Genomic DNA, 18005 nt, shown 5'->3' with positions numbered 1-18005 from the left:
TTAGTCTTAAATTATTTCATTAAATTATCATCCTATTTTTTGTATTTTATTAAAATAAAATTATTAAATATTTTTTTAACATTATTTTTTATATATAATTTTAAGATATGTTTATCAAAAATATTTAATTTAATATATTTATATTGTTTGTTTATGATAGAAATTGAAATAAATATATTATTAATACTTTTTTACTTACTTTTACTCTAATTTATTTATTAACAAATATATTAATTTTGTTATTAACTAATTATTTATGAGAGATAGTGAGAAAAATATTAATATTTTCTTTTTTATCTATTTACCTCTCTGTCTTTTAAATAAATATATTAAATATATAGTAAAAATAAATTTTGGAATATTAAAAATATGCAAAATAATAAAAAAATAGCACACTTAAAAATACTATTAAGTTTTTAAAGAACAGTTAATTATTAAACAAAATATTAAATTAACTAAAATAATATAAAACTAGTGTAATGTTAAATTTTTAAAAGTGTTTTGAAATAGCGGAAATGCTTAAAGCTAATCAAAAAGATATTGCCCCCTCCACTATTTCAAATATTTATTGTTAAAAACAAAAAACACCACTTACATAAAAGTGGTGTTGCTTTTGCATTAATTAATTTATAACTTTTATATTTTTACCCTACTTTTATTATACGACCAATTATTCTTTCTAACAAATTATCAATATTGAATAAACTTATTTTTTAATTTTTAACCCCTCATTTAAAAACAAATTTGTTTGAAACAATAATTATAATTGTTCAAATACAAGATTTAATAATGGTACTATATAATTAATATAGTTTTGGAAAACCTAATATTTTAATTAAAGGAAATAGTGTAGAAACCACATAAAATACCTCCAACTAACACTTGGTAAAAAAGTAAAAGGATTAATTGAGTTAAGAATAGTTGTTCATAACAATAATCACAATGTTGCACCCAAAAAAATAATAAAATAAAAACATATTGAAATTAACAAAAACAATTGTTTTTAATTGCCATAACGTATAATTGTTTTAAAAAAATTGAAGTTTTTCATTCAGCAAGATTAGTTGATAAACTGGTAATCCCCGTCATCATTTGAGCTAATAAAATATATTCAATCTTAATTAAATTGGTTTGATCACTATAAACTTTGCACAAAACAAAAAAAGAAAACTATCATAAAGAAAACTGGCAAAATAAAATCTAAAAAATATTGCGAAAATTATAAATAAAATTTTTAAAAAAAGACAACTTAAATTTCAATAAATCTTAACATTTAATCCAGGGTTTTTAAAATTAATTTTGTTATTTTGAGTAGTATTTTTTTACTAAAAGTTTTTTTAATTAAACAAAATATTATATTACTTCTCCTTCAAAATATCAATTTATTTTAATATTTGATATTAGATATTAACGAACTAAAAACAGATGGCGGTGCTTTTGGTAAATGGCGTTTGTGTTCAGATCTTTGATGTAGTTGTTTAATTATTTGGCTAATAGACCCGGGAACAGCTTTTTCTTGTAAAAAATGGTCTAATTGTTGATATGTAACTTTCATTTCTTTTTCATCGGTTTGATTATCTCACAATCCGGCCGTTGGTGGACGGGTAATAATTTGAGATGGTACTCCTAATAATTGCGCTGCTTGTTGCACTTCTGATTTTAACAAATGAATAATTGGAACTAAGTCAGCCGCACCGTCCCCATATTTCGTAAAATATCCTACAAATCATTCATCAGCATTATCGGTTCCCAATACCATATAATTATGACTTTGCGCTAATGCATATAATGTTGTCATTCGCAATCGTGGTTTAATATTGCTTAATGCCAACTGATGGCTTTCAAAACCTAAAGATGCCACTAAATTATCATAAGTCGATGTTAAATCAACAATATGACTATTTAATTGGTGATGATTAATTAATAGTTGGGCACATTCTTGATCAAATTGGTCAGAATGACAAGGCATCATAACTGTTAAATGATGATCAGGAAAAGCTTGCTGCGCTAATAAACTAACAACAGCAGAATCAACCCCCCCCGATAAACCAACAACAAACCCATCACATCGGGCTTTTGTTATCTCTGTTTTAATTCATTTTACTAAATAACTTAAATATTGCTTTAAATCTTGCATCATTATCCATCCCACTTTAATTCGTAATCAAAAATCCGAACAGTATCTCCTGCTTTGGCCCCTTTTGCCCGTAATATTTCAAAAACTTTTAAATCTTGTAATTTTTTATTAAATAATAATAAGTTATCATAAGTTGTAATTGGTGTTTTATGATAGGCCTTATAAACAGCATCCCCTGACACTTTTAAAACCCCATTCCCAAGATTAACAACTTCAACTTCTGTTTCAAGTGGATTGTTATAAGTATATACTTTATAATCCCCTGCTTCAACTAATGGTTCATCTAATTGCCATAATGCTTTATTGTCTTTAATTTTTGTCAGTATTGTGCCAATTTCGTTTACTAACAACGATAAATTTTGTTGCATTAAACCACTAACTTCAATAATTTTGACAGCTGGCATTTGTGATTTAAACTTAACTAAATTTTCGGTTGCCATTTCAATATCCATTTTATTTGCAACAATAATCTCTGATCGTAATTCTAATTTATAATTATAATTTTTTAATTCGGTTTTAACACTTAAATAATTTTGATAAACATCTTCGGTTCCATAATTTCCAGACATATCTAACACATGGGCAATTAATTTACAACGTTCAATATTGCGTAAAAAATCATGCCCTAACCCTTTCCCAGCAGCGGCCCCAGCAATTAAACCTGGTAAATCAGCCACAACAAAAATATATTGGTTTTGGTCCCGAACAACTCCTAAATGTGGGGTTAATGTTGTAAATGGATAATCAGCAATTTGTGGTTTTGCTTTGGAAATTTTTGCTAATAAAGTTGATTTTCCTGCATTTGGTAAACCAACTAAACCAACATCAGCTAAAACTTTTAATTCACAACGAATCTCCACTGTTTCACCTAAATCGCCTGCTTCAAAGATTGTTGGCGCTTTATTTTTTGCATTTGCAAAGCGAGCGTTTCCTCGCCCTCCTTGACCACCTTTTACTAAAACGTGTTTTTGTTGATTATTTGTAATATCAATAATAATTTCATTTGTTTGATTATTATATATTAAAGTACCCAATGGGACTCTAATATATTTATTAGAAGCATTTTTACCATGCATATTTTTAATTATTCCATTTTTACCATCGGCAGCTTTAATTTCACGTTGATATTTTAAATCTAATAAGGTATTAATTCCTTCATCACCAACAAAAATAATGCTACCGCCATTACCTCCGTCGCCACCAGAAGGACCACCTTTTGGGACATACAATTCACGATGAAAAGCGACGGCCCCGTCACCACCTTTTCCTGCAAATAATTTAATTGTTGCAACATCAATAAATTTCATAATATATCCTTTTCTAACCATGTTATCATTATTATTCTTTATAATTAAAAATACTATTCAATAATTAATTTTAAGCAAATATTGCTTTTTCATCACCATCAAATTTATAATAAACAACATTAATAATAGTTTTTTTATTAATTTTCAAATAATTCTTATATTTGGATATACTATATTATATCAAAATTTAAGGAATTTAATATTACAGTTTATATTTTTATGTTTATATAAAAATATAAATTTTTTCTCATTGCATTTACAATTTACAAAATACCAATTATTTAATAAATAAAAAGTAAATAAAATTTATAAATATAAAAAGGTTTAAAAACCTTTTTATATTCCCATTTTAAAACAATATGGATAGGAACTATAAAATAGAGCATCACATGGATCATGTTACATTTTACTATCAAGTGTGTTTGTTTTTGTGTAACTAAATCTTAGTTCACTAATGCACTTATCTAAAAACAGGAAATTATCTAATGTGCCATAAATTTTACCTTGCACAAACATTTTTCTTATTCATGTTACCCGATTAATTATCCCTGCTTCTTTATTAAGTGATGTTTGCTGTTTTTTGGCTTTAAACATTTTAATTTTATAACCTAAATAAGGGGCAATATCTTCTTGTAATTTTTGCATAAAGTCATGGGCATTGATATCATAATGAAATGTGGCAGCTTCAAAACCATCAAATTTATCAAAGGTATTAATTATTCATTGGCCGTAATATTCGACTATTTCATTTAAATTAATGATGTTTTTGGGGTAATAACGTTTTCAACAATTAAATACTGATCATATTAATTATCTGCATTAATTTTATAACCACTAAATAAAAACACCATATGGTCCAACACCACCATTAGCATAATCAACACCAATTGCATAGCTATCAAATTGATACTGCTTTGTATTTGAATTATAAAAATCTTGTAAATTATACGCTTGGATATATTTACGATAATTTCGTAAAACATAAATGCTCGGGTCATTATCGTTATATTCAAAACCGTAGTATTCAAGTTCAAATAAATCTGGTCGTTCTTCTTTATTTGTTAAAACAAGTTTTTGAAGAATATCCGGAATTTTGTTTCAAACAGCCCCCCATTGTTAAAAGCAAATTAAAAATTCCCAAACCATTAAATGCTTGTTTGTTTTCGCAATATACTTGGTTGTGTTCTTTTAAAATATTTTGCATTCTTTCATTTAACGGTAAATAGGGCGTGACAAATTTTTCATAAAAGACATGGTATTTATCAAAAGGATTAAAAGTAAATTGGTTGGCATATGTTTTATGAAAATATGTTGCTACGGTGCTATATTTTTTTGTCATATTATCTCATTATTGAAATGTTCAAAATAATTCTTTGATAGGAATAGGATTATCTAAATTATATTGTTCGTTGCCATTTTCATCAGTATATTTTTCATAAGACACTTTTAAACTTTTTGAACGAAACATTGAAACTCTTAAATTATTATATCTTTTATCTAGTTCTTTATCCGTTAAGATTTCTTTTTCTTCGGCATGGATCATTTCATCAGTTCAAGCTGAGATAATACCACTGCCTTTACCAACTTTCCCCATAATTTTATTGCCATTCGCATATCCCGCAAAAGTAATGCGAATACCACTAGGAAAAACAATTTTACACCACACAAACCCTTCTTTAATAACGTTTTTCGGTCACAAATAACGCCGTTGTTTAAACCCTGTTATTTCTAACAATAATTTTATTGAATACTCACGACAATTTTGTTTAATAAAAGAGATGATTATTGGTATGCTTAATTATAAAAGTCATGGAACTTTTTAATAATTAATGCCTTGTTTTATAATATTAAAAATTTCTTTTGCCAAAATAAATTTTATGTTCTTTAAGATTGTTTAATTTCCTTTTTTTATGATTTGCTCATCAAGATCTTGCTGTATTTTAATTTAGATTACATTGTTTTGCTGCTATTCAACAACTTTTTTGTTTAATTTCATTAATTATTTTTTTTCTAAATTATGATGTATATTTGTTATATTTTTGTTATTTTATTGTCATATAAATGCCCCCATATAAAAATTTAGTAAAATCTTTTTTATTTTACTTACTTTTTGGGGCGCGCTTTTAAATAATTCCGTTTTTTAATTTGATTTAATTGTAATTTTTACTTGATTTTTACTTTTATAGGTAAAGTTTAAATAATAAGAACTATTTGAAAAAGTTAAATTAGCATTATGTCCTCGATTAAGATAACCAGCGACTCCTACAAACCTTGATAATATAATATTTGTAAATCTAATTTTTAGTTTTACATCATTAGTATAGTATGCTTGTAAATATACATTTTGAATATTATTAATGGGTTTTAGGTTAGTATCTAAAATTTGCATTAAAAATAAATATTATTTGGTCTTGATATTTAGTTTTATATTTTGAAAAAGAAACCGGTACTAATTTATCTACTTTACTTATAACAAATTGTTTTAATTTATGTTGAAATTTCATCTGTTTTAATAATTTTATTTTGATAAAAATTAGCATTTGTTTTTTGTTTGATTCCATCTTCTTCAAAATTAAAATCAAATATTTCACCAACACTAAAATTACGTTGTCCTCTTTCTATAAATAATTCTATATTATATAGTAACCATAATTTGCTATTTTAGTTGCACTATTGGTAATAGAAAAATTATTAAGATTACTTATTTCAATCGTTTTATAAGCATCTTGAAATTTACTAACACTTTGAATTGTTTGGTCAAGTTCTTTTAAATCAATTTCAGTTTTATAATACCCTGTATATTCTTATATATAATAAGATAAATCAATTCAACTACTTAATCCGACTTTACATTGTTGTTGAACTGTAAAATTAAAGTTAATGGGTAATTTTGCATTAGCCTGAATAATATCTTTGGTATAAGTTTTATAGTTATATGGTACTGGTAGTAATACATATTCAAGGTAATTAAATGTTGGTATTTCATAATCGTGTGTGTAGTAACAAAAAACTAGTTTTATAATTAATTGTAATATCGCGTAAATAATTATTTATTGTAATTTTTATTTTTCCACGAAAATTTTATAATGATAATCATAAATAATATTATTTATTATTTGTATATGAATTATCAGCATAAAAGATAATTTTAAAATTATCTTTATATAATGCTTGTATTTAAAACATATCAATAATATAACTACAATTTGTTCCATTGGGTGTTTGTAATAATTCACAATCATTATCTTTTTCACTACGACCAACTGGTATTTGAGCATTTACTGCTCTTGTACATTCATTAATTGCCTAATTGTAAAGTTAAGTGCAACTAAATTATTTTTCTAACCAAATATTCGATTGGTGAAAGATAATTTAGTATTTTTCTTGGTCTATTGTTTAAAGACAATATAAATTTATGAACTGCATTTTTCGTGGTATTTGAAAAATTAAATTTTTTAGGAAATTTTTCTCTAATTAACCCATTAGTATTTTCATTAGTACCTCTTTGTCAGGGTGAATATGCATTAGCAAAATAAATTTTCACATTTAAATTTTTTTCAAGTTGTTGTCAATTAGCAAATTCTTTACCTCTATCAAATGTTATAGTTTTAACAAGATTATTTGGAAGAATTGATAAATAATGGCTAATGTTTTCGTTAATAACTTTAGTAGTTCTATTTTCAACTAACATTGCTAAAGTAAATCTTGATGTTCTTTCAACTAAAGTTATTAAACATGATTTACTTTTACCTCGCGATGATACTATAGTATCATCCTCTCAATGGCCAACAGTTATGCGATTATTAACATTAACATTTCGTTCTTTAATTGATTTACCATTAAATTTACCGCGATTTTCTTGAGATTTTCGTTTCTTACCTTTTCTTCTTAAATTTTTATTAGTAACCTTTTCAAGTAATCCAGAATAAATTCAATTGTAAATTGTTTTAAAACTAATAATTCATTCTTTATGAAAATTTTTAATTCTTCCATAAATTTGTTCAGGCGATCAACCTAATAATAATTTTTGTTGTACATATTTTACTAATTCTCTATTTTTAAACTTATGAAAATAAACATGTGATTGTTTTCTATTTTCTGCTTTATTTTGTGCAATTAATGAAAAAATAATGATTATTATCTTTATTTCTATTAACTTCTCGAATAATAGTACTAATACTTCGATTAAGATTTTTAGCTATTTCACTAATTTTTAATTTAAATTTCAATTGATTCTCAATATAAATTCTTTCATCTATGCCAAGATGTTTATATCCCATATAAAAAACTCCTTGCTTTAATTTTTCTAAAATAAACTTAGCATCATGAAATTTTTATATGAAATTTTTTGCAATTTTATTTACTTGCACTTACAAGTATAATTTAGCATTAAATAAACTCGGTTAGTTTTTTTGATTTAATTGTTTTAGATTATATGTTTAATAAACTATATTGTTTGTTGTTTTACCATCCTTAGTTAAAACAGTACTTACTAATTTATCAGTTAATAAAGTAGTAAACCCTAGGCTAGTAGCATTTGCTCCAAAAATAACACCAACTTTATCATATTACCTTGTTCTCTAAATATTTCAAATGGTAAATAACCTTTATTTTTCACATTATCACCTCAAAATGCATCAGTATAAAAACTATAAATATTAGCACTCATAAAAAACCCATTTAATCATTGAAAATTAGGTCAAGTTTTTAAATCTTGATTAATAAATTAATAATTCAACCTCATGGAATACCAAACGAAATAAAGTTTAATAATTTACCAACTTAACCCGGTATCGTAAAAGGATTAAATACTAACTTTTGCGTATAGTTTAAAGGTAAAACAGTAACTTAGCGATTAATAAAATTATTCATATTTAAAATATCTCAAACATTACATGCACCCATTTTATTATATTCAATTTGAACTTGATCAACTGTATTATCAAATTCATCTCTTCTTCTAAAATACAATGATGCTTGAGTACTAATAATATTGTCAACTATACCACCGTTTGTTTTTATTTTGTTTGGTGGTGTTATTTTTCAATATTTTGATCAATAAAATTTATAATCATTATCTTCTGTATGAATAGTTGTGCCAACAGTGGGATTTGTTGCTGTTGAATTTGTTTTATCAGTTATAACAATAATTTAACTATTTTTTTGATTTAAAAAGTCATATTTACTCTCCATATCTGTTTTTCAATCTTTATAACCAGTTATCATAATTGGTTGAATCCCTTGAATGTTATATAAACTTACTTTGGGTGAAGCATAAGTATTTACTTTGTTGGGTGGACAAGGATACATATTATACATTAATAAATCACGTGAATTCATTACTTTTTTATTAAATTTACCTTTAATAATTGGTCTCCCAATTACAGGCATATCAAAAAAGATAGGATTGCCATAAAATTTAACTGCCATTGCTCTAACACCCGGGTCTTTTAATAAAATCTCATCTAATTCAATAGTCGATGTATTTGTTTTTTCATCATAAGTTATTTTAGGAAAACAATAACCTTCACCGGGTGCTGATGTTTGAATAAATTGTCGCACTGATAAACCACTATTACTAATTTTGTCATTAATACTTGAAAAAGTAATTTCTTGTCATAAAAAACTACCATCATATGGTGAATAATAATTAATAACATTAGATGGATATAATCATTGTCTATCTTGTGGGGCTATATTTATATTACCACCACCAACATTTAAACCATGGTCATTAAATACAAGTATAAAAATTATAATAATCATTAATATTTAATTTACTTGCATCTTCATCTAAACTTAATAAAGTGTATTATCTTTCGGTTGATTGCTTGGTAAATACTTGTTAAAATTTAGCTTTCACAAATTGAATTGAACTTCTATCATCAACCATATAATCATCTCAATATTTACCAACCTTAACCTCTTTCGTATAAAAATTATCAGCTTTATTATCATTATTCATAAAATAACTTAATTTATATTGATTTAAGTATTTTAACATTAGATTAATATCATAAATGTTTTCACCATCAATTAATTTTCAATAAACATTGCTATTTTTATCTTTTAATTTTATAACAAAAAGTATTTCATTATTGACTAATATAGTTGAGTTAATTGGTTGTTTACTAAAATCATCAATTGTTAAGATGTTAATTTCTTCGCCTTTATATTTTTGTACTATTTTTAAACTATTTTGTCATTTAACAATCGTATTTTCCATATTATCAAATATTCGTGAATAAATATCGTAATTACTTGGTTTAGCATTATTAGGTTTTCAACTTGTTTTAGTATCGGGATATACAAAATATAAACATTAAAAGAAAATACCATTTCAATGTCCATTATCTTTTATGTTTTCTCTTATATCTATTAAAGTATTGTGGGTCTGCCTTCTTAATTATTCGATAACCCCTGTGGGTTAATTATACTCATTTTTTAAATCTCCTTAATTTCTGTTCTACCTTGTAAGGAATTTTGATTATTACCAATTTCATCATATTACATTAATTTATTATTATGTTCGATCTCTTTGGTTTGCATTTTCTCTTGTCATGCCTCTATTTTTTCAAAATATTTTGTTGCTTCTAATTCATCGATATTGTCATATTCAGTTATGACTCTTACTGATTCCATTGTGCCATTATCTAATCTAGCAATAATTAATTCATTTTGTCACACATTTGGTCAACTAAATTAGCACTAATAAATCAAAACCATAAGGATGTTAGTTTGTGCCATCTCATAAACCATAATATTTTAAAACAGTATCAAACATTTTAGTATAATATTGCTTACGATATGATTGTAAATATGTTTTTTTTATTTTTGTAAATTGTTAAAAAATTGAAAAAATTGCTAAGCCTACACTATAATCACGTTCATGGCTAAGTGAAACATGCACAATTTCATTTTGAGCTAAAGATAATCCTTCAACCAATAAATTATTATCATCCTTTAAATAAATCGTCACCTCGTTTAAAATTACCCTAATATCAAGGGCTTTAACTAATGCCTCTTTTACCACTCAACGTCCAGCTAAAAATTGGCATCGGGCATTTTTATCAAAAAAAGTTGTATATTGCTTTAATTCAACTGGACTTAATAATTTTTTAACGAATGCGGTTGATAACTTGATTCGTTTATTTTGAACAATATCAATCCCAACATTTTTAATCATAATTTTTTCCTCCATTTTATATATTATTAATATTTTAACAAAAAAAGTAGGAAAAAAGATATAATAATTTTATAAAAGAAAATAATGAGGGCCTTTATATGAATAATATTAGTTTCAAAAAAGTTAATTCCAAAATTATTAAAACAATTAATACTGCTTATCAAGCATATACCATCAACAATACCGATATTAATAAAGTTAATGTTTTTAACAAAAACGGGATTACAATTACAATTTATAAAACCAATAGTGTTTTATTCCAGGGTTATCATGCTGAAAAAGAAGCCCAGCGGTTTTTTTCAACATTAACAAGTTATTTGCCAAAAAAAAAGGAAGAAAATATTATTGAAATAAATTATTTTCAAAAAGATGTTATTGGTAATGATGAAGTTGGTGTTGGCGACATTTTTGGTCCGCTTGTTGTCACCGCTACTTATCTACCCAAGGCCACCTTTGATCAATTAGCATCCTTGCCAATTAAGGATAGTAAAAAAATGACAAATCAACAAATTTTAACCTTAGCACCAACAATTAAAAAATTAGTTAAAAACGCTACGATTATTATTAATAATGAAATTTATAATAAATGGTATGATAAATACCAAAATGCCCATGTTATTAAAGCTTTGAGTCATAATCAAGCTTTGATACAATTATTAACAAAGTATAATCTAACTAATAAAACAATCTTTATTGATCAATTTGTTAATCAAACAAAATACTTTGAATATTTGCAACACACAAAGCCGGTGATTAAAGATAATCTTGTTTTTATTACCAAAGGAGAGGAAAAATCATTAGTAATTGCATGTAGTGCTATTTTAAGTCGTGCAAACTTTCTAATAAAAATACAAGAACTAGAAACGAAACACCACCTTTCCTTTCCATTAGGAGCTAGTGAAACAGTTAAGACGGTTGCCAGAAAATACAAAGCAACAATGCTCGCCACTACTTATAATCAATTTTTAAAAGAGCATTTTAATTTAACAAAAAAATAATCCTTAGAAAGTATTATTTTCATCTTAATCAAAAGTAATACTTGTGGTTATAGGTTATTTTAACTTTGTATTTAAATAGCTGTTTATGTTTGTTTCTCACTAAACAAGCGTATAAGTCGGCTTTGGAATATTTATGATTATTTAAGTATAAAATGTTGCAATAGCAATATCAAACAACGGTCCAATAATTCAAATTAAATTAAAATACACTAAGGCAATTGAACGAAAACCAACAATAATTCGTACTTAATAAAAATCTTTTAATCTTAAAATTGCAAAAACTAAGGTAATGATACTAAAGATAGTAATAATAATGTTAAAATACAAAACAAGTTATTTTTGATAAGGATAATTTAAGATTTTTGATCAAACATCGCGATAAAGATAATATAACGCTGAAAAAATAATATTAAAAATCGCGATTACAATTGCTAAAATCATTACGGTCTTCTTTTTGTGATTTAACTGACGATGTTGTTTAAGATTTAACATAATTTTAATTTGGTCAACTTGGTAATATTATTTTCTTTAATTTTTTACGAAAATAAAATAAGTTATTCATTAAAATATAAAAATATTGAAATGAGGTACATAAGATAAAAATTAACACCGCTCCTACCACTAACATTACAACCCATTTATTGCATAGAAATTTAAGAAAAAATACGGAAAAAAGTATCATCTATTCGATGATCGCTATGGCGAATATAACCACCGAATTAAAATACAAATTAAATAAAGCATTAATCATAAAACAAATTAACCAATAATTAGTTTTATGATTAGTTTCAAATTATTGAATTGTAAAATTAAATGAAACAGTTAAACAAATAAAAATATTGTGTTAAAATCCAAATTTAAAAAAGGATAAATAACACAATGTATCAAAAAAATCACAATAGAAAAATTAATTCAATTCAACAATATCAAAATTTTAATTATTAAATTAAAAAAACAGTTTATGAAATAAATCAAAATAAAACAACTGTTCATAAAATTTATAAAATGTTGATTGTTGTTTTAAACCCAATTGAAATTTATGAAAATAGTAATAAAAACAAAAAAAAGCCGGTTGTAAACAAAAAACATTAAATAAAATTTATAAAATTGATACACTAAAAATAGTTTAAATAAAACTTTATAATTTTTAAATTATTTATTTAAATTATTTAAAAATTCAAATGGTGTATGAAAATTTAAAGATTTATGTACTTTTTCAAAATTATAAAAATAATAGTAATCATTAAGTTTGTTTTGTAAACCAACTGCATCCAATATTTTTTCATCAGATACAAATAACTTATTATAATTTTGATGAAATCTTTCAATTTTACCGTTTGACTGTAGATAACTAACTGGTTTTGTTTGATGTAAAATATTTTTATCTATTAAAAATTAAATAAAAGCAGTTTCTTTAACAGTACTTTTTAGATTATTTCGATTAATATTAATAAATTAAGAACCATTATCAGTTCTAATTAATGTTATTTTAATGCAAAATATTTTTTTAAAACAATTTATTGCTCTTTTAACAGCATCAATAGCACTTCTCCTGGTGCTTAATTTATCATAAATATAACCAAATGTTCCTATTATTATTTCATCAATAAAATAATAAACATAACATTTTTATCAACCGGAAATTTACTTGGCATAAAATATTTATCATCCATTTGTAATAATCCTAATTCTTTAACTTAATATCTTGGGCGTTGTCTTTTAATTTCTTTAATTTTATTTTTTATTTTTAATCAACGCTCATCTTTTTTAAGCCAACGAAAAATGTTTTTAAATTTTTAGGTACTTTATTTTTTAATTATTCTCCGTGAATTCCTTTTTTAAAATTATAATACAAAAATAAAACACCACCGGCATGTTTATTACAATATTAAAAATATAATATTCAAAATATAAATCACAAATATTTTTATGAATATAATCACTATATTGATAATTAATATTATTTAGGAACTGTTGATTTTAATCAACTCTTTAAATAAAGACTTAGTTTTAAGTAAAAACTCCTTACATAAATTAATATATGAAAATATTTTTTTTATTAGCCTAATTGTAAAGTTAAGTGCAACTAAATTATTTTTCTAACCAAATATTCGATTGGTGAAAGATAATTTAGTATTTTTCTTGGTCTATGGTTTAAAGACAATATAAATTTATGAACTGCATTTTTCGTGGTATTTGAAAAATTAAATTTTTTAGGAAATTTTTCTCTAATTAACCCATTAGTATTTTCATTAGTACCTCTTTGTCAGGGTGAATATGCATTAGCAAAATAAATTTTCACATTTAAATTTTTTTCAAGTTGTTGTCAATTAGCAAATTCTTTACCTCTATCAAATGTTATAGTTTTAACAAGATTATTTGGAAGAATTGATAAATAATGGCTAATGTTTTCGTTAATAACTTTAGTAGTTCTATTTTCAACTAACATTGCTAAAGTAAATCTTGATGTTCTTTCAACTAAAGTTATTAAACATGATTTACTTTTACCTCGCGGTGATACTATAGTATCACCCTCTCAATGGCCAACAGTTATGCGATTATTAACATTAACATTTCGTTCTTTAAATGATTTACCATTAAATTTACCGCGATTTTCTTGAGATTTTCGTTTCTTACCTTTTCTTCTTAAATTTTTATTAGTAACCTTTTCAAGTAATCCAGAATAAATTCAATTGTAAATTGTTTTAAAACTAATAATTCATTCTTTATGAAAATTTTTAATTCTTCCATAAATTTGTTCAGGCGATCAACCTAATAATAATTTTTGTTGTACATATTTTACTAATTCTCTATTTTTAAACTTATGAAAATAAACATGTGATTGTTTTCTATTTTCTGCTTTATTTTGTGCAATTAATGAAAAATAATGATTATTATCTTTATTTCTATTAACTTCTCGAATAATAGTACTAATACTTCGATTAAGATTTTTAGCTATTTCACTAATTTTTAATTTAAATTTCAATTGATTCTCAATATAAATTCTTTCATCTATGCCAAGATGTTTATATCCCATATAAAAAACTCCTTGCTTTAATTTTTCTAAAATAAACTTAGCATCATGAAATTTTTATATGAAATTTTTTGCAATTTTATTTACTTGCACTTACAAGTATAATTTAGCATTTTGATGATGAACTTTTAAAAAAATAAAACAAAATAATCAAAATGAAATTACTAAACTATAAAAAATAAAAACCAATTTAGAAAAACTTAATAAATTAATCAAAAAAACAAAAATCAAATCAAAAAAACTTATAATGATAAGTTCAATAAAAACTTAATAAATTAAAAGAATTAGATAAATTTAAATAACAAGTAAAAATTTAAAAAAAAATCCAGAAGAAATAAAAAAAATTGAAAACAATATCAAAAATATTAACAAATTAATTAAAGAAGAAATTAATATGGAAAAAGATTTAAATAAATTAAATAAAGAATTAATTGAAGCAAGAAAAACAAAAAAATAAACAACAAATTAATGAAAAAAATAAAAAAAATAAAAAAATTAAAAGAAGAAATATTAATATCTATTTCTTATGTAAATTATAATAATAATAAAAAAATATTTAGATAATAAAATTAAAAATTTACAAGGTGAAGATTTAAAAACCAAGGAAATAAAAATTAAAAACACTAAATACAAAAGTAGCAGAAAAATATAATTTTCAAAAGATTAATTTAAATTATACAGGAGCATATTCAGAAGGTTAATTAGATGTTGTGATAAAAGAAAAAAACAAACTAACTAAAGAAAAAGATATTATTATTTCAAAAGATACTTTAAATAATGCAATTACAAATTTAGCAACTTATAATAATAAACAAAATTAAAACATTTAAAATGATTTAGTAAGATTGATTTTTGTTACAAGTAAAGCAATGAGATTTTAATGTGATGAAAAAATATTAGAAATTTTATATAAATTAAAAAATTTAAAAATATTCAATAATTAAAAAAAGTTATAACTGAAAGTCAAAACATATTAAAAAATATTCAAAAAAAATATTTATTGAAAATCAAACAATAAATTAAAAAGATTATACATAATAATTAAGAGGTGATTTAAAAAAAATATTCAGAACAATTTAATAAATTTAGAATAGAAATTTTATAAAAATTAATAAAAAAATAATAAAAATCAAAAAATGTATGATATTATTTATAATAATCAAGATATAATTAATGAAATTTTTATAAAATAAAATGAAAATTATAATATAATTTAATAAGTAGTAAATATTTTTTATAAATCACAAAACAAAAAAATTTTCTGATAAAAAAATTAAGGTTGAAATTTTAAATTACATACAAAAACAAATAGAAATAAGAAAATTTTTTTTAGTTATAAGTATTTATCAAAAAAACTTAGATATTATTAAATTATTGATTAATTTAATTCCGAAATCAAAAATGATAAATGACAATTAAAATAATTTTTTACCCTTAAATATAAGCACTTTATCTTCATTATACAGAAATTGTATAAGAATTACCAAAACATAAAAATATTAATTTAAATAAAACAGAACCTTTTTGCAATACAAGTCCTTTGCACAATGCAGTGCGTTTGGATGAAATAGAAATTATAAAATAATTATTAAAAAATCCTGACATTAATATTAATCTTATAGCTATTAATGCTATAACACCCTTTGCATTTATCAGTAGTATTTGGTAGTAATGGAAATTGTTCGAAAATTGTTAAAATATCCTAAAATAAATGTTAATGCTATAGCTAAAAAAGATAATTTAATAAATCTATTTTCGGTAGAAATTTTTGATAAATTAAAAAAATATGATACTGATATAAATCTTTAATAAAAAATAAAATTAACACCTTTAGTTTTTGCAGAAATTTTTGGTAAAACACAAATTACTGAATAATTGTTAAAACATCATAAAATTAACACTGACAGTAATTTTAAAAAATTATTTATAATTTCCTTGAAGAAGAAATGGAAAAACATTTTAATTCAAAATAATTTTAACAAAAATTTGAAACACAATTTGAAAAATAAATAGATAACATATTGAAAAATAAAATAAAATTATGTAATGAATTATTAGAAAAAGCTATAGATAAAAAACAAAAAAAAATTATAAAAAGTTTATAAAAAACTAAAAAAGCATTAGAATAATTAAAAAAAACCAAAAATAAATTAAAAATTATATAAAAAAACAAGAAACAGAAGAAAACAAAAAAATTATTGAAGAAATTATTAAAAAAACTGAATAATATATTAATTAAAAAGAGTTTCAATAACAATTTAAAAATAACTTTATTAATTAATTAAAAAAATATTTTAAATAAAGTAAATAATTAAAGGAATTATTAAAAATAAACCAAAATTGAAGAAATTTAACAAAAGAAAAACAAAATGAATTAGTAAAATAATTATTAGAAATTAAATTATGAGATTTTATTATTACAAATCGTAATTTAGGATAAATAGCCGATAACTCTTAACAAACAATTTTAAAATATGTTAAAGAATTAAATCCTAAGTTATATTTTTTAAAAAAATTAAAGTTACAAATATTAATATAACAACTGCACTTATTACTTATAATAATAAAAATTGTTCTGGTGGTATAATAGTAATTCAAATATTTATGTTAGTGATCATCTAAGAACTAGTAAAACACAAAATCAAGACTCCAATAAAAAACGAGAAAATAATATGTATAATGCACCATTATATAATAGTTATTTGTTTTGAACTACGGTAACAACATATTTATTGCTAGTAAGAAATAATAATCAATAATTTAAAAATCAAATCAAATCAGAAATTACTAATTTTTATAAATAAAATTATAGTGGTTGAGGTTGATCAATTTTTGATAATGGTATTGATACTTTAATTAAACTTATTTACAATCATTTTAAAAAAATAAATAATCATTTTTCTTCTAGTAATAATCATGGTTGAAAAATTATAAAAAATACTATAGGCAGTTATTTTATAATTGAGGAGAAATAAAAAAATGACTTAGCATTTTAGGTGCTATTGTGTTAGTGGGAACAAGCATAACAACTATAATTGTTTGTAATAAATCAGATTAATAGCTAAAACAGAGAGAATAATAAAACAGAACCGTTAAATTAACAAGAACTATCATAAAATAGTAATTTAAAGTTAATTCAATTAGACAAATTGAATCGTAATAAAGATAATAAATGATATATTGTAATTGTAAAAAAAATGATAATTTTTCTATTATAAAATTTAATTTTTCAAATAAATCAATTTGAGATAATAGTGGGGTTCCTTATCATATTGTTAATGGGATATGGATAGCTTTTTAAATCATATTTATTGTTAAAATGGAGTAAATGAACCTGAAACGC

General features: G+C 23.0%; 17 protein-coding genes. 1 reads left to right on the top strand and 16 read right to left on the bottom strand.

Features of this window, described 5'->3' with window-relative positions; translation table 4 throughout:
• Positions 1–1387: 1387 nt before the first annotated feature.
• From nadE to ACE38S_RS00325, 14 genes are all read right to left on the bottom strand, one after another.
• Entirely contained in the window at positions 1388–2140 is a 753-nt protein-coding gene (gene nadE, locus ACE38S_RS00390) for an NAD(+) synthase (protein WP_374695866.1), read from the bottom strand.
• Complete coding sequence (gene obgE / locus ACE38S_RS00385) at positions 2140–3444, bottom strand: GTPase ObgE (protein ID WP_374697099.1); 1305 nt, start codon at positions 3442–3444, stop codon at positions 2140–2142. The genes nadE and obgE overlap by 1 nt, the downstream gene beginning before the upstream one ends.
• A 399-nt stretch (positions 3445–3843) precedes the next feature.
• Positions 3844–4089 (bottom strand): hypothetical protein, encoded by a 246-nt coding sequence (locus tag ACE38S_RS00380; RefSeq protein WP_374695865.1) that lies wholly within the window; start codon positions 4087–4089, stop codon positions 3844–3846.
• 409 nt (positions 4090–4498) lie between these two features.
• Positions 4499–4783, bottom strand: a complete 285-nt coding sequence (locus ACE38S_RS00375) for a hypothetical protein (RefSeq protein WP_374695864.1) — start codon at positions 4781–4783, stop codon at positions 4499–4501.
• A gap of 9 nt (positions 4784–4792) precedes the next feature.
• A complete protein-coding gene (locus tag ACE38S_RS00370; protein ID WP_374695863.1) occupies positions 4793–5179 on the bottom strand; it encodes a hypothetical protein in 387 nt (128 codons plus the stop codon).
• Between the two features lie 405 nt (positions 5180–5584).
• On the bottom strand, positions 5585–5833 hold the full coding sequence (locus tag ACE38S_RS00365; RefSeq protein WP_374695862.1) for a hypothetical protein: 249 nt from the start codon (positions 5831–5833) through the stop codon (positions 5585–5587).
• Between the two features lie 939 nt (positions 5834–6772).
• Positions 6773–7561 (bottom strand): IS30 family transposase, encoded by a 789-nt coding sequence (locus ACE38S_RS00360; RefSeq protein WP_374697098.1) that lies wholly within the window; start codon positions 7559–7561, stop codon positions 6773–6775.
• The gene (locus ACE38S_RS00355; RefSeq protein WP_374695861.1) at positions 7548–7724 is read right to left on the bottom strand and encodes a helix-turn-helix domain-containing protein; all 177 of its coding nucleotides are present in this window, start codon (positions 7722–7724) and stop codon (positions 7548–7550) included. The genes ACE38S_RS00360 and ACE38S_RS00355 overlap by 14 nt, the downstream gene beginning before the upstream one ends.
• Positions 7725–7966: 242 nt before the next feature.
• Positions 7967–8113: a hypothetical protein gene (locus ACE38S_RS00350; protein ID WP_374695860.1), complete on the bottom strand. Its 147-nt coding sequence runs from the start codon at positions 8111–8113 to the stop codon at positions 7967–7969.
• Between the two features lie 179 nt (positions 8114–8292).
• Complete coding sequence (locus tag ACE38S_RS00345; protein ID WP_374695859.1) at positions 8293–8415, bottom strand: hypothetical protein; 123 nt, start codon at positions 8413–8415, stop codon at positions 8293–8295.
• 180 nt (positions 8416–8595) lie between these two features.
• On the bottom strand, positions 8596–9210 hold the full coding sequence (locus tag ACE38S_RS00340; protein ID WP_374695858.1) for a hypothetical protein: 615 nt from the start codon (positions 9208–9210) through the stop codon (positions 8596–8598).
• Positions 9211–9289: 79 nt separating this feature from the next.
• On the bottom strand, positions 9290–9670 hold the full coding sequence (locus ACE38S_RS00335) for a hypothetical protein (protein WP_374695857.1): 381 nt from the start codon (positions 9668–9670) through the stop codon (positions 9290–9292).
• A gap of 281 nt (positions 9671–9951) precedes the next feature.
• Positions 9952–10131 carry a hypothetical protein gene (locus ACE38S_RS00330; protein WP_374695856.1) on the bottom strand — a complete coding sequence of 60 codons (180 nt, stop codon included), beginning with the start codon at positions 10129–10131 and terminating at the stop codon, positions 9952–9954.
• Between the two features lie 157 nt (positions 10132–10288).
• On the bottom strand, positions 10289–10630 hold the full coding sequence (locus ACE38S_RS00325) for a holo-ACP synthase (protein WP_374695855.1): 342 nt from the start codon (positions 10628–10630) through the stop codon (positions 10289–10291).
• A 98-nt stretch (positions 10631–10728) separates the two neighbouring features.
• On the opposite strand from ACE38S_RS00325, the gene rnhC reads away from it, so the two are divergent.
• The gene (gene rnhC / locus ACE38S_RS00320; RefSeq protein WP_374695854.1) at positions 10729–11628 is read left to right on the top strand and encodes a ribonuclease HIII; all 900 of its coding nucleotides are present in this window, start codon (positions 10729–10731) and stop codon (positions 11626–11628) included.
• 333 nt (positions 11629–11961) lie between these two features.
• Here rnhC and ACE38S_RS00315 read toward each other — a convergent pair whose 3' ends face one another.
• A complete protein-coding gene (locus tag ACE38S_RS00315; protein WP_374695853.1) occupies positions 11962–12120 on the bottom strand; it encodes a hypothetical protein in 159 nt (52 codons plus the stop codon).
• A gap of 1594 nt (positions 12121–13714) precedes the next feature.
• Positions 13715–14665 (bottom strand): IS30 family transposase, encoded by a 951-nt coding sequence (locus ACE38S_RS00310; RefSeq protein ID WP_374695852.1) that lies wholly within the window; start codon positions 14663–14665, stop codon positions 13715–13717.
• Positions 14666–18005 lie beyond the last annotated feature (3340 nt).

The organism is Spiroplasma endosymbiont of Polydrusus formosus (genome assembly GCF_964263245.1).
GTDB lineage: Bacteria > Bacillota_I > Bacilli_A > Mycoplasmatales > Mycoplasmataceae > Spiroplasma.
This window is presented reverse-complemented; position numbering and strand designations above follow the sequence as displayed.